The organism is Streptomyces sp. NPDC008092, from assembly GCF_042957285.1.
In the GTDB taxonomy this organism is placed as follows: domain Bacteria; phylum Actinomycetota; class Actinomycetes; order Streptomycetales; family Streptomycetaceae; genus Streptomyces.
The window spans coordinates 1-13,091 of the sequence record NZ_JBIBHY010000001.1 but is presented as its reverse complement, the minus strand read 5'-3'; the positions used below and the strand labels follow the sequence as shown (position 1 = coordinate 13,091).

Here is a 13,091-nt window from a genome sequence, read left to right as displayed (position 1 = left end):
CGGGGCCGCCCCTCAGGACCTGCCGTCAGCTGCCGGAGACCCCCGCGCCCTCCATCAGCCCGCCGACCTCCGTGCCGGGCGGGGTGAGGAGGAAGACGTTGCGGTCGACCCGGTGCATTCCGCTGGCCAGGCCGAAGACCACGCCCGTGCTGAAGTCGAGGACGCGCTTGGCGACCTCCGTCTCGGCGCCGGTGAGGTCGAGCAGGACCGGTATCCCGGCCATCAGCGTCTCGGCGACGTCGCGGGCGTCGGCGAAGACGTTGACCCGCAGGACGACGAAACGGCGGCGCGTCTCGGTCTCCGCGTCCGGCAGCGCCCGGTGGCCCACTGCCGACGGCCAGGCGTCGCGGCCCCGCAGCGGCACGACCTGGGCGAGCCCCTCCCACTGTTCATCGGTGACGTCGTAACGGCTCACCGGCTCCCCCCGACCTGACTCGCACTCGATGCCTGCACCAGCCAATTCTTACGCCAAGTCACCCGTTCGGCCCAACAGCGACACGAGGCGCGAGCGTTTCCGGGCGCTGCGCACGAAAGAAGTGATCTTGTCACCATTCAGGCGATTGCCGCGCATTGGGGGCTTCTTACCGCCCTCACACCGGACTCTTCTCCTCCTGCGACGCCCCGCTCACCGCCCGCGATTACCGTCCGGACCGTGCACTTGGCAGAAACACAACAGGTGACACCCGGCCGGCGGACACAGTCGGCGGTGTCCGCCGCTCCGGGCGATGCCGGAGCCCCGGCCCCCTGGCACCGGGTTCTGACCCTCCTCGCCGACATCGGTCTGTTCATCGGAACCCGGTCGGTGTGGACGCAGGCGGTGACGCATCACGAGGTCCTGGCGGCCCTGATCTCCCTCTGCTACGTCTCCATCCTGGTGACCGGCGTGCTGACGCTGACCGTCCGCAGCACCCGGTCGCTGGCCCGCCTCGACCTGGTGATCCTGGTCACGGCGGTGACGCTGGCGCTGTGCGCCTGGGTGCTGAACCACAACGGCGGCGACGAGGGCGTCCTCACCACCCAGGCCGCCAGGGAACTCATCGCCGGCCACCCGGTGTACGGACAGCCCTGGCCCTGGCTGTTCGGCGGCAAGGGCGTCGCCCTCACGCCGACGATAGGCGGCGGCTACGACTACACCTACGGCTATCCCCCGCTGGCCCCGCTGCTGACCGTCCCGTTCCTGTGGCTCGGCCACCACGGCGCCCCCGCGACGGCGGTGTGCGCGGGCGCCCTGATCTGCGGCACGGTCGCGCTGTGGCGGATGCTCCCGGTGCCGTGGCGGTCGGCGGCGACCCTGTCCTGCCTGGGTTTCGGCTTCCTGTCGACGTACGCCCGGGTCGGCTACCCGGCGGTGATCGCCCTGGCGCTGCTGATCCCGGTGGTGGTGCGCTGGCCGCGGATCGGGCAGGGCGGCCGGCTGGGCGCGGCCGGGATCGCCCGGGCCGCGTGCCTCGGGGCCGCCTGTGCGGCGCAGCAACTGCCGTGGTTCGTCACGCCGTTCCTGCTGGCCGGCATCTACGCGGTGCGGCGCGGGGAGCTCGGCGGGCGGGCCGCCGCCCTGGTGGTCCTGCGGATCGCCGGGGTGGCCGTCACGGTGTGGCTGCTGATCAACACGTACTTCATCGCGTCCGAGCCCGGCCGCTGGCTGGGCGGGATCGCGCTGCCGCTCACCCAGGGCGCCGTGGTGCACGGCCAGGGCCTGGTGGACATCACGCTCTACTTCACGAACGGCAGCGACCGCATCGACTGGTACTCGCACGCCAGCATGCTCTTCGCGGCGGCCCTGCTGGGTCTGTTCGTGCTCTTCGTGCGGCGTCTCGGGCCGGCCGCGACCGTGCTGCCGTGGCTCGCCTTCTTCCTGGCGACCCGCTCCCAGGACGGCTACTACCTGCTGATGACCCCGCTGTGGCTGGCGGCGGCGGTCACCGCCCCGCTGCCGGAGTTCGAGCACGCCTGGCAGCCGCGTCCGGCCCTGCTGACCGGTGCCCGGCGCCGCCCCGCCCTGGCCGTGACGGTCGTGCTGCTGCTCACCCCGGCGCTGGTGAGCGCGGCGCTCGCGGTGTCCGGCCGGCCGCCGCTGCGGATGGAGATCACCGCGCTGCGGCGCACCGGGCACCAGGCCGAGGTGGTCAGGGCGATGACACTGAAGGTGGTCAACAGGGGGAGCGTGCCGCTCACCCCGCACTACACGCTCACCACCGGTCAGGGCATGAGCAAGTACTGGCTGCTGGTGCGGGGGCCGGCGACGATCCCCGGGCACGGCACGGCGAGTGTCGAACTCGCTCCCTCGGACGGGCGGTTCGGCATCCCCGCCAAGCCGAGCACCCGGATCCGGCTGCGCGCCTTCACCGCGGATCCGCAGACGCTGTCCAGCCAGGACGTGAGGATCAGCCGGACGGTCCGCTGAGCGCTCCGCCGGAGGTGCCGCGATCCGTCGGCCGCGGCGCCGTCGTGGCTCGTCGCGCAGTTCCCCGCGCCCCTTCAGGGGCGCTGCCGCACCGCCGGACAGTCAGCCGAGCACTCCGCCGGAAGCGCCGCAATCCGCCGGGTGCGGCACCGTCGTGGCTCGTCGCGCAGTTCCCCGCGCCCCTTCAGGGCGCTACCGCACCGCCGGACAGCCAGCCGAGCACTCCGCCGGAGGTGCCGCGATCCGCCAGGTGCGGCACCGTCGTGGCTCGTCGCGCAGTTCCCCGCGCCCCTTCGGGGGCGCTGCCGGGGTGCGTTCGCTCGGCGGAGCGGCATTCTGGTGCAGGTTCGGGGTGGTTCAGGCCGTCGTGCGGGTGAAGCGCAGGGTGGCGGTCACCGTGGTCGGGCCGCCCATCATGCCCATCTGGTTGAACGTGATGCCGAACTCCTCGCGCACCACTGTGAACTCCACCTCCAGCGTCAGCCCGTCGGCGTCCGCCGACACCAGCTTCGCGGTGGCCTGCTGCGGCCTGCTGATGCCCCGGACGGTCAGCTGACCGTCGACGTGCACCGCGTCGCCCGGGCCCCGCTCGGCGCCGCGCACCGCGAAGGTGATCTCCGGGTGGTTCGCGGCGTCGAAGAAGTCGGCCGAGCGCAGGTGGTCGTCGCGCTTCTTGTTCTTGGTGTCCAGCGTGGCCGCGTCGATCGTCACGCTGCCGGTGGCGGCGCCGTCGGCGGTGACCTCGCCCCGGCCGGTGACGCCCGCGAAGGTGCCCTTGACGGCGACCAGGCCCCAGAAGGTCTTGTGCCGGACGGCGACGGCGGAGGCGGTCGGGTCGAGCTGCCAGACGCCGGTTTCCACGGTGACGGTCATGGCCGTACTCCGATCCTTGATGGTTCAAATTTGGATGACTGGGTTACGGCTGCACGCTAACCCAATATCCAAATTTGGACAACAGGTAGACTCGATGTCATGGCCGCCGACCAGGAACACCCCGCAGAGCTGCCCGAATGTCCGTCCCACGCGGGCGGCGGGCTGCTCCCGGCCGAACTGCGCGCCTGGATGCTGCTGCTGGCCGCGACCGGCGCGGTGGAGCAGCGGCTGCGATCGGTCGTGAAGGAGACGCTGGACGTCTCGCACGACGAGTTCCTGATCCTGTGCCTGCTGGCCGAACTTCCGCGCGAGGGTCTGCGCATGACCCGGATCGCCGAACTCCTGGGCCGCCCCAAGACCCGCCTCACCTACCAGATCGCCTGCCTCCAGCACGCCGGTCTCGTCACCCGCAAGGCCGCCTGCGGAGACAAGCGGGGCATCGAGGTCGCCCTCACCGACAAGGCCCGCCGCCAGATCCAGGACGCCTCCGGCGCGCTCGCCGAGACGGTCGGCCAGGCGGTCGGCCATGTCATCGGCCCGGAGCAGCGCGAGGCACTGTGCGCACTGATCCCGGAGCTCGCCGACGACACGCCCTGACCGTACGAATCGGGCCACTTCATCCCCGGGAGGCCCAGGTCACAACCACGGGGAGGGCAAGGTCACAGCCCTGTCACCAGGTGGGCCCGAGCGGTCTGCCCTAGCATCCGAGCATGACGGTCCTGCCTGACGACGGGCTCTCACTGGCCGCCGAGTTCCCTGACGCGACGCAAGAGCAGTGGCAACGCCTGGTCGAAGGTGTGCTGCGCAAGTCCGGCAAGGAAGTTTCGGGCGAGGCCGCCGAGGACGCTCTGTCCACGACGCTGGAGGACGGGCTGCGCACCCGTCCCCTGTACACCGCGCACGACACCGCGCCCGACCCCGGTCTGCCCGGCTTCGCGCCGTACGTGCGCGGCGGCCGTCCGGAGGGCGGCGTCGCGGGCGGCTGGGACGTACGGCAGCGGCACGCGGCGGCTCCCGACGGCGCGCTCCTGACCGACCTGGAGAACGGCGTCACCTCGCTCTGGCTGCTCGTGGGCCGGGGCGGCATCCCGGTGCCCGGCCTCGCCCGTGCTCTCGACGGCGTCTACCTGGACCTGGCCCCGGTGGTCCTGGACGCCGGCCGGGACACCGAGGCGGCGGCGGCCGAGCTGTTCCGGCTGTACGCCGAGAAGGGCGTCGGCCCCGAGGCGGTCCGCGGCAACCTGGGCGCCGACCCGCTGGGGTACGAGGCCCGTACCGGCACCGCCCTCCCCTTCGCTCCCGTCGCCGGCCTGGCGAAGCGGTGCGCCGAGGAGTTCCCGGGCCTGCGCGCGCTGACGGTGGACGCGCTGCCGTACCACGAGGCGGGCGGCTCGGCCGCGCAGGAGCTGGGTGCCTCGCTGGCCACCGGGGTGGCCTACCTGCGGGAGCTGGCCGAGGCCGGACTCGGCGTCGAACAGGCCCTCGGGCAGCTGGAGTTCCGGTACGCGGCGACCGCCGACCAGTTCCTGACCGTCGCCAAGCTGCGCGCGGCCCGCCGGCTGTGGGCGCGGGTCGCCGAGGTCAGCGGGGCCGCCGACGCGGGCGCCCAGGTGCAGCACGCCGTGACCTCGCCGGTGATGATGAGCCGCCGCGACCCGTGGGTGAACATGCTCCGCACGACGGTCGCGACGCTGGCCGCCGGAGTGGGCGGCGCCGACTCCGTCACCGTGCTGCCCTTCGACCACGCGATCGGCCTGCCGGACGCGTTCGCCCGCCGGATCGCCCGCAACACCTCGACGATCCTCATCGAGGAGTCCCACCTGGCCCGGGTCATCGACCCGGCGGGCGGCTCCTGGTACGTGGAGCGGCTGACCGACCAACTCGCCCACGCCGCCTGGGAGTTCTTCCGGACCGTCGAGCGGGACGGCGGCCAGGCGGCCGTGCTCCGCTCCGGCCGCCTGCGCACGGACCTGGCGACCACCTGGGCCGAGCGCTCCAAGAAGCTCGCCAGGCGCCGCGAACCCGTCACCGGCGTCAGCGAGTTCCCGTTCCTCGCCGAGAAGCCGGTGGAGCGCGAGCCCGCGCCCGAGCCGCCGTCGGGAGGCCTCCCCCGGGTCCGCCGCGACGAGGCGTACGAGGAGCTGCGCGCCCGCTCCGACGCGCACCTCGCGGCGACGGGCAGCCGCCCCCGGATCTACCTGGCGACGCTCGGCCCCGCCGGCGCGTACACCGCCCGGGCCGGCTTCGCCGCCAACCTCTTCCAGGCCGGCGGCATCGAACCCGTCACCGAGGGCGGCTTCGAGGAGAGCGGCGCCACCGAGGCGGTGCTCTGCTCCAGCGACGCGCTCTATGCCGAACAGGCCACGCAGACCGCCGAGTCGCTGAAGGCGGCCGGTGCCCGGCACGTGGTCCTGGCGGGCCGGGGCGAGTTCGCCGGTGTCGACTCCTACGTCTTCGCGGGCTGCGACGCCGTGGCCGTGCTGTCCGAGACCCTCGACCGCATGGGAGTGTCCTGATGGGAATCCCCGACTTCTCCGGCATCGAACTGGGGACCCCCGTCACCGAGGGCAGCCCCGGGGAATGGCGGGCGGCCGGCGGTGACCTGCCGCTGTGGGAGACCCCGGAGGGCATCGGGGTCAAGCCGCTCTACACCGGCAGCGACCTGGAGGGCCTGGACTTCCTGGGCACCTACCCGGGCATCGCGCCGTACCTGCGCGGCCCCTACCCGACGATGTACGTCAACCAGCCCTGGACCATCCGCCAGTACGCGGGCTTCTCCACCGCCGAGGAGTCCAACGCGTTCTACCGGCGCAACCTGGCGGCCGGCCAGAAGGGCCTGTCGGTCGCCTTCGACCTGCCCACGCACCGGGGTTACGACAGCGACCACCCCCGGGTGACCGGTGACGTCGGCATGGCGGGGGTCGCGATCGACTCGATCTACGACATGCGGCAGCTGTTCGACGGCATCCCGCTGGACCGGATGACCGTGTCGATGACGATGAACGGCGCCGTGCTGCCGGTGCTCGCGCTGTACATCGTGGCGGCGGAGGAACAGGGCGTACCGCCCGAGAAGCTGGCCGGGACCATCCAGAACGACATCCTCAAGGAGTTCATGGTCCGCAACACCTACATCTATCCGCCGAAGCCGTCGATGCGGATCATCTCCGACATCTTCGCGTACACCTCGCAGCGGATGCCCCGCTACAACTCGATCTCCATCTCCGGCTACCACATCCAGGAGGCGGGCGCGACGGCCGACCTGGAGCTGGCGTACACGCTCGCGGACGGCGTCGAGTACATCCGGGCGGGCCGCGAAGCCGGCCTGGACGTGGACGCGTTCGCGCCCCGGCTCTCCTTCTTCTGGGCGATCGGCATGAACTTCTTCATGGAGATCGCGAAGCTCAGGGCGGCCCGTCTGCTCTGGGCCAAGCTGGTCGACCAGTTCGAGCCGAAGAACACCAAGTCCCTCTCGCTGCGCACCCATTCGCAGACCTCGGGCTGGTCGCTGACCGCGCAGGACGTCTTCAACAACGTCACGCGTACGGCCGTGGAGGCGATGGCGGCGACCCAGGGCCACACCCAGTCGCTGCACACCAACGCCCTGGACGAGGCCCTCGCCCTGCCCACCGACTTCTCGGCGCGCATCGCCCGCAACACCCAGCTGCTCATCCAGCAGGAGTCGGGCACCACCCGGGTCATCGACCCGTGGGGCGGCAGCGCCTACGTGGAGCGGCTGACGTACGACCTGGCGCGCAAGGCCTGGGCGCACATCCAGGAGGTCGAGGCGGCGGGCGGCATGGCCAAGGCGATCGACGCCGGCATTCCCAAGCTGCGCATCGAGGAGGCGGCGGCCCGCACCCAGGCCCGGATCGACTCCGGGCGGCAGCCGGTGATCGGCGTCAACAAGTACCGCGTCGACAGCGACGAGCAGATCGAGGTCCTCAAGGTCGACAACTCCTCGGTGCGCGCCCAGCAGGTCGAGAAGCTGCGGCGGCTGCGCGCGGAGCGGGACGAGACGGCCTGCCGGGACGCGCTCGACGCGCTGACCCGGGCCGCGGACGGCGAGGGCAACCTGCTGGAGCTGGCGGTGGACGCGGCCCGCGCCAAGGCGACCGTCGGCGAGATCTCGGACGCCCTGGAGAAGGTGTACGGCCGGCACGCGAGCCAGATCCGTACGATCTCCGGTGTGTACCGCAACGAAGCAGGCGAGTCCCCGAACGTGGACCGCACCCGGGCCCTGGTCGACGCGTTCGGCGAGGCCGAGGGGCGCCGCCCGCGCATCCTGGTCGCCAAGATGGGCCAGGACGGTCACGACCGCGGCCAGAAGGTGATCGCGACCGCCTTCGCCGACCTCGGCTTCGACGTCGACGTCGGCCCGCTGTTCCAGACCCCGGAGGAGGTCGCCCGCCAGGCGGTGGAGGCGGACGTCCACGTGGTCGGCGTCTCCTCGCTGGCGGCCGGCCACCTCACCCTCGTACCGGCGCTGCGCGAGCAGCTCGCCGAGGAGGGCCGGGCGGACATCATGATCGTGGTCGGCGGGGTCATCCCGCCGCAGGACGTGCCGACCCTCCTGGAGATGGGCGCCACGGCCGTGTTCCCGCCCGGGACGGTGATTCCGGACGCGGCCTACGACCTGGTCGAGCGGCTGTCGGCGGAACTCGGGCACGACCTGTGATCGATGTCGACGCCTATGTGAAGGGTGTGCTCGACGGGAGGCGCGCGGTCGTCGCCCGCGCCATCACCCTCGTCGAGTCCACCCGTCCACAGCACCGGGCGCTGGCGCAGGAGCTGCTCACCGAGCTGCTCCCGCGCAGCGGCCGGGCGCGGCGGATCGGCATCAGCGGGGTGCCGGGCGTGGGCAAGTCGACGTTCATCGACGCGTTCGGCACGCTGCTGACGGGGCTGGGGTACCGGGTGGCGGTGCTCGCCGTGGACCCGTCGTCCACGCGGACGGGCGGCTCGATCCTGGGTGACAAGACGCGGATGGAGCGGCTGGCGGTCGACCCGAACGCCTTCGTCCGGCCCTCCCCCAGCGCGGGAACGCTGGGCGGGGTGGCGAAGGCGACCCGCGAGTCCATGGTGGTCATGGAGGCGGCCGGCTACGACGTGGTCCTGGTCGAGACGGTCGGCGTCGGCCAGTCGGAGACCGCGGTCGCCGACATGGTGGACTCCTTCCTGCTGCTCAGCCTGGCCCGTACCGGCGACCAGCTCCAGGGCATCAAGAAGGGCGTCCTGGAGCTGGCCGACGTGATCGCGATCAACAAGGCGGACGGCCCGCACGAGCGGGACGCCCGTTCCGCGGCACGGGAACTGGCGGGCGCGCTGCGCCTGATGCACGGCAAGGACGCCTTCTGGACTCCCCCGGTGCTGAGCTGCAGCGCCCGGGAGTCGACCGGCCTTGAGCTGGTCTGGGAGCGCCTTGAGCAGCACCGGGCGCTGCTCGACTCCACCGGGCGGCTCACCGAGAAGCGGCGGGAGCAGCAGGTGGGGTGGACCTGGTCGATGGTCCGGGACGAACTGCTCGGCCGGCTCGCCGCCCACCCCGCGGTGCGCGCGGCCGCCCCCGGCCTCGAACAGCAGGTCAGGGACGGCACGTTGACGGCGACACTGGCCGCCGAGCACATTCTGAAGGCGTTCGGGGAGCCGGCCGAGGGTCCTCAGGCCAGCTGATCCTGGAGCGCCTCGCGGGCCCGGGCGACCCGGGAGCGGACCGTGCCGACGGGGCAGTCGCTGACCTCGGCGGCCTCCGCGTACGGCAGGCCGACGAGCTGGGTGAGGACGAACGCCTCGCGCCGCTCCTCGGGCAGCGCTTCCAGGAGGTCCAGGAGCGCGACGCCGTCGTCGAACCCGGGCAGCCCGTACGGCTGGGCCCGCTCGACGGCCTGCTGCCAGTCGGGGACGTCCGCCGGGCGGGGCCTGGCGGCGGCGTACCGGTGGCTGTCCACGACGGCCCGGCGGGCGATCGACAGCAGCCAGGCGCGGGCCGAGCCATGGCCCTCGAACCGGTGCAGGCTGCCCAGCGCGCGCAGGAACGTGTCCTGGGCCAGGTCGTCGACGGCCTGCGGGTCGGCGCAGAGATGGGCGACGTAACGGAGGACGTCGCGGTGCAGAGCCCGTACGAACGCGTCCACGGCGGCCGTGTCGCCGGACCGGGCGGCGAGCGCCCAGGCCGTGATCGACGCGTCGCGTTTCTCGTCCGGCGCAGGGCGTGCGGGCAGGACGGAAGTGATCACTCGGTGTCCTTGTGAGAAAGGTGAAGGGGGCGACGGCCCGGTGGCGCTCGCGGTGCCTGAGCGGGCGTACGGCCGCCGTGTTCGTCCGGGGCGCGCAGGGGCGGTCCCGGAACACCAGCTGTCGTCAGATGACAGCCGTCCGCACGGGCGGACCCCGGGAAGTGATCGCGTGGACGAGGAGAAGCAGCCGCGGCGCCCGGTCCGAACGGCGGCGGTGCGGCCGGGGGCGCGGGCGCTCGGGGGTGGCCGGCGGGGTGAGCAGCAGCCGGAGCGGAGCCATGAGCCGGCCGGCGACGGCCCGGACGATACGGAACGCTGCGCGTTCGCCGTGGCCGAGCCAGAGTCCGCACAGCAGTGCGGCGAGGAGGTGGGCGGCGAACATGCCGGTGGAGGCGGTGCCGCCGGTGCCGAAGCCCAGGTATGCGAAGGGGTCGGTGTGGGCGGGGCCCATGTGCATCGACCCCGTGTTCATGGCGCCCATGTCCCCGGCCATGTCCATGTGCGTGTCCACGCGCATCGACATGCGCATGGACATGGATCCCATGGGCGCGGTGTGGGTGGTCCACACCTGGGCCGCGGAGAAGCCGGAGTGCAGGACCGTCTGGGCGCCGACCGCGGCGGACACGACCAGCGGCAGCCCGCGTTCGCGACCGGACAGGGCCCAGCCGAGGGCGCCGGTGAGCGCCAGGGCGGCGGCCAGGGCCCAGCCGGGCACTCGGTTCCCGGACATCATGACGTGACCGAGGGCGGCGAGCAGCACGCAGACGGCCGCGAACACCGCGGACCGTATCGTGCGTGCACACCACCCTGCCGTCATGGCGCATCATCCTTGCATCCGCTGCCGACCTGTCGGGGAGTGGTACGGCGATCCACAGGCGGTGTGCTCAACTCACAGGTCGGGTGGGATGGTTCACAGCGACCGTGTGTCGGGGCGGGCCGGTGGGGCCGGGTGTCGGGTGCGGGCCGGTGGGGGCTGGTCGCGCAGTTCCTCCCCCAGCCTTCGGCCGGGGGACCCCCAGCGCCCCTGAAGGGGCACTTGGCTGCGGGCAGTCGTGCCGCTGGGGCGGCACGGGTGGGCGCTGGGGGTCCCCCCCGGCCGAAGGCTGGGGGAGGCACCCAGCAAGCGCCGGTAAGCGTCCCCACCCCCCGGCCCGGCCCCACTCAGCCCTTCGCCCACGGCGCCTCCGGTACCGCCGTGCGTACTCTCGACCCCGTCACGTCCACCTCGATCGTCCGGTCGTCGTCCAGGTCCTCCCTGACCCGGCGCAACCGCCCCGCCCCGTCGATCCAGTACCTCACCGGCGTGTCACCGGCGGAGAAGACGTCGTACCGACGGCCGTCGATGCGGTCCGTCCCCAGGTGGCGGCGGCCCGACCGGGCGATCCGGCGCGCGTCGTCCGGGCGGGCGGCGGCCAGGGACAGGGTCAGCCGCAGGGCCGTGTCCAGCGAGGCAGGCCCGTAGCGGCGGCGGATCCACGCCGTCGGCCTCAGCCGCGCGGCGTCCCGGACCGCCTCCGCCGTCGACGCCGGTCGCGCCAGCGGACCCGCGCTGCCGTCGGTCTTGGGGCGGGCGACCTCCAGCCCGGCACCGTCCCACGCCAGCAGCCCCCGCTCCGCCGCGTCCCCGGTGTCGAACCAGCCCACCGCCCGGTGCCGGTGCTCGTCGACCACCGCGCGGACCACGGCCGTACCGCCGGGCAGCGGTGCCCGCACCGTCACCTCTGCCGGGCTGTCCCGGTACGCGCGGAGCGGGGTCAGGGCCAGGCGCCGGGCCTCGTCCGCCGAGAGCGGGCGGGGACCCTCGCCGCCGCCGGCGAGGAACGGCAGCGCCGCGCACGTTCCCGTCACGGCGGCGAGCGCCGCCCAGGTCCAGGGGGATCTCATGCGTGCTCGTACCCGCGCCGGTGTCATCCGCATGGCAACGTACCTACACGCGGACGGGCCGCGCCCGGTGGGCACCGGTGCGCGGCCCGCTCGGCATCACCCTTGCGGGGTGCGCCGTTTACTCCGTACCGAGGCTCCGGACGGCCTCGCGGATCAGGTCCGCGACCTTCTTCGGGTGCGCGAGCATCACCAGGTGGGAGGAGTCGACCTCGACCGTGGTCATGCCGGCGCGCTCGTAGCCGTAGCGCTCGACGTCGGGGTTGATGGTGTGGTCCGAGGACGACACCAGGCCCCAGGACGGCTTGGTCTTCCAGGCCGCGACCGGGGCCGGCTCGGCGAAGGCCGCGCCGGCCAGCGGGCGCTGGGAGACGGCGAGCACCCGGGCGAGGTCCGGGTCCACGTCGTGGGCGAAGATCGCGGGGAACCGGTCGGTCTCGACGGTGACGTCGGTGCCGGGCTCGTCCGAACCCTCGACCGGGAACGGCGTGTACACCAGGGCCGAGGCGAGCTCGGAGTCCGGGAACCGGCCCTGCAACTCGCCGAGGCTCTCGCCCTCCTCCAGGGCGTAGCCCGCCAGGTAGACCAGGGCCTGCACGTTCTCCTCGGCGCCCGCGACGGTGATGACGGCACCGCCGTAGGAGTGGCCCACCAGGACGACGGGACCGGGAATCGCCCGGACCACCGAGGCGATGTAGGCGGAGTCGCCGGTGAGGCTGCGGTTGGGCACGGCCGGGACGAGCACCTTCAGGCCGTCGGCCAGCAGCTCGGGGACGACCCGGGCGAAGCTGGACGCGTCGGCGAAGGCACCGTGCACGAGGACGACGGTGGGTGTGGAGTCGGTCATGGGAGTTCCTTGGAGTGCGGTGCGAGGTCTGGGCGGGCGGCTAGCGTGGGTCGACGCCGATGTCGGTGTCGATGTCGTACGCGGCTTCCGTGTGGTCGGGCGCGGGGTGCGCGATGTCGGTCCCCAGGTCGAAGGCCGCCGACTCGATGGCCTCCTCAAGTTCCGCTTCCTCGCGCTCCGCCTTGGCCCGGCGGTGATGCTCGGTCAGCTGGTCCTTGAGGTGCCGCAGGCGCGGGTGGCCGTCGTGGGCGGACGGCTCCGACGGCACGGAGGGCTCCGACAACGGCTCCGGCGACGGTTCCGGCGGCTCGTTCGTGGTCACGCCGGCTCCCGGATCAGGCGGTGTGCAGGGCCGCGTGCAGGGTGCGGGCGGCCAGGGTGATGGCGGCTTCGGCGGCGTGGGTCTCGCGCAGGGCGTTGAGCATGACGAAGTCGTGGATGATGCCCTGGAAGCGGACGGCGGTGACGGGGACGCCGGCGGCGCGGAGCTTGTTGGCGTAGGCCTCGCCCTCGTCGCGCAGGACGTCGGCCTCGGCGACGATGACCAGGGCCGGGGGCAGGCCGGTGAGCTGTTCGGTGGTGGCGCGCAGCGGGGAGGCGGTGATCTGGGCGCGCTCGGTCTCGTCGGTCGTGTACTGGTCCCAGAACCACTGCATGCCGTCGCGGCGCAGGAAGTAGCCGGTGGCGAACTGGTGGTAGGAGTTGGTGTCGAAGCTGGCGTCGGTGACCGGGTAGAAGAGGACCTGCTGGAGCAGGGGGACGTCGCCGCGTTCCTTGGCCATGAGGGTGAGGGCGGCGCTCATGTTGCCGCCGACGGAGTCGCCGGCGACGGCGATGCGGGTGGCGTCGAGGT

Annotated in this window: 13 protein-coding genes; 5 read left to right on the top strand and 8 right to left on the bottom strand. The window is 72.9% G+C overall.

Annotated elements, in window-relative coordinates:
* Window positions 1–25 precede the first annotated feature (25 nt).
* Entirely contained in the window at window positions 26–415 is a 390-nt protein-coding gene (locus tag ACFZB3_RS00065; protein WP_391367184.1) for a cell division protein SepF, read from the bottom strand.
* Between the two features lie 291 nt (window positions 416–706).
* Between ACFZB3_RS00065 and ACFZB3_RS00060 the strand changes: the two genes are divergently transcribed.
* Entirely contained in the window at window positions 707–2,404 is a 1,698-nt protein-coding gene (locus tag ACFZB3_RS00060; protein WP_391367181.1) for a hypothetical protein, read from the top strand.
* A gap of 357 nt (window positions 2,405–2,761) precedes the next feature.
* On the opposite strand, the gene ACFZB3_RS00055 is transcribed toward ACFZB3_RS00060, so the two are convergent.
* Window positions 2,762–3,277: a YceI family protein gene (locus ACFZB3_RS00055; RefSeq protein ID WP_391367179.1), complete on the bottom strand. Its 516-nt coding sequence runs from the start codon at window positions 3,275–3,277 to the stop codon at window positions 2,762–2,764.
* Window positions 3,278–3,376: 99 nt separating this feature from the next.
* Here ACFZB3_RS00055 and ACFZB3_RS00050 point away from each other — a divergent pair, with 99 nt between their 5' ends.
* The 4 genes from ACFZB3_RS00050 (at window position 3,377) to meaB (ending at window position 8,947) form a co-directional block, all read left to right on the top strand.
* The gene (locus ACFZB3_RS00050; RefSeq protein ID WP_391367176.1) at window positions 3,377–3,874 is read left to right on the top strand and encodes a MarR family transcriptional regulator; all 498 of its coding nucleotides are present in this window, start codon (window positions 3,377–3,379) and stop codon (window positions 3,872–3,874) included.
* A gap of 113 nt (window positions 3,875–3,987) precedes the next feature.
* Entirely contained in the window at window positions 3,988–5,793 is a 1,806-nt protein-coding gene (locus ACFZB3_RS00045; RefSeq protein WP_391367173.1) for a methylmalonyl-CoA mutase family protein, read from the top strand.
* On the top strand, window positions 5,793–7,952 hold the full coding sequence (gene scpA, locus ACFZB3_RS00040) for a methylmalonyl-CoA mutase (RefSeq protein ID WP_391367170.1): 2,160 nt from the start codon (window positions 5,793–5,795) through the stop codon (window positions 7,950–7,952). The genes ACFZB3_RS00045 and scpA overlap by 1 nt, the downstream gene beginning before the upstream one ends.
* Window positions 7,949–8,947, top strand: a complete 999-nt coding sequence (gene meaB / locus ACFZB3_RS00035) for a methylmalonyl Co-A mutase-associated GTPase MeaB (RefSeq protein WP_391367167.1) — start codon at window positions 7,949–7,951, stop codon at window positions 8,945–8,947. Before scpA ends, meaB begins: the two co-directional genes overlap by 4 nt.
* Here meaB and ACFZB3_RS00030 read toward each other — a convergent pair.
* From ACFZB3_RS00030 to ACFZB3_RS00005, 6 genes are all read right to left on the bottom strand, one after another.
* Window positions 8,935–9,510 (bottom strand): sigma-70 family RNA polymerase sigma factor, encoded by a 576-nt coding sequence (locus ACFZB3_RS00030; protein WP_391367164.1) that lies wholly within the window; start codon window positions 9,508–9,510, stop codon window positions 8,935–8,937. The genes meaB and ACFZB3_RS00030 overlap by 13 nt on opposite strands.
* A gap of 124 nt (window positions 9,511–9,634) precedes the next feature.
* Window positions 9,635–10,327, bottom strand: coding sequence for a hypothetical protein (locus ACFZB3_RS00025; RefSeq protein ID WP_391367161.1), 693 nt, complete (start codon window positions 10,325–10,327; stop codon window positions 9,635–9,637).
* A gap of 344 nt (window positions 10,328–10,671) precedes the next feature.
* The gene (locus ACFZB3_RS00020; RefSeq protein ID WP_391367158.1) at window positions 10,672–11,394 is read right to left on the bottom strand and encodes a hypothetical protein; all 723 of its coding nucleotides are present in this window, start codon (window positions 11,392–11,394) and stop codon (window positions 10,672–10,674) included.
* Window positions 11,395–11,512: 118 nt separating this feature from the next.
* Complete coding sequence (locus ACFZB3_RS00015; protein ID WP_391367155.1) at window positions 11,513–12,238, bottom strand: alpha/beta fold hydrolase; 726 nt, start codon at window positions 12,236–12,238, stop codon at window positions 11,513–11,515.
* A 40-nt stretch (window positions 12,239–12,278) separates the two neighbouring features.
* Window positions 12,279–12,560 (bottom strand): hypothetical protein, encoded by a 282-nt coding sequence (locus ACFZB3_RS00010; protein ID WP_391367152.1) that lies wholly within the window; start codon window positions 12,558–12,560, stop codon window positions 12,279–12,281.
* A 13-nt stretch (window positions 12,561–12,573) separates the two neighbouring features.
* Window positions 12,574–13,091: alpha/beta hydrolase fold domain-containing protein (locus tag ACFZB3_RS00005; RefSeq protein WP_391367149.1), on the bottom strand; the 518-nt coding region annotated here is incomplete at its 5' end.

Bases quoted from the DNA above. Each gene is read 5' to 3' on its own strand.
- ACFZB3_RS00055 (WP_391367179.1), bottom strand. From the start codon at position 3,277: ATGACCGTCACCGTGGAAACCGGCGTCTGGCAGCTCGACCCGACCGCC.
- ACFZB3_RS00050 (WP_391367176.1), top strand. From the start codon at position 3,377: ATGGCCGCCGACCAGGAACACCCCGCAGAGCTGCCCGAATGTCCGTCC.
- ACFZB3_RS00045 (WP_391367173.1), top strand. From the start codon at position 3,988: ATGACGGTCCTGCCTGACGACGGGCTCTCACTGGCCGCCGAGTTCCCT.
- scpA (WP_391367170.1), top strand. From the start codon at position 5,793: ATGGGAATCCCCGACTTCTCCGGCATCGAACTGGGGACCCCCGTCACC.
- ACFZB3_RS00025 (WP_391367161.1), bottom strand. From the start codon at position 10,327: ATGACGGCAGGGTGGTGTGCACGCACGATACGGTCCGCGGTGTTCGCG.
- ACFZB3_RS00020 (WP_391367158.1), bottom strand. From the start codon at position 11,394: ATGAGATCCCCCTGGACCTGGGCGGCGCTCGCCGCCGTGACGGGAACG.
- ACFZB3_RS00015 (WP_391367155.1), bottom strand. From the start codon at position 12,238: ATGACCGACTCCACACCCACCGTCGTCCTCGTGCACGGTGCCTTCGCC.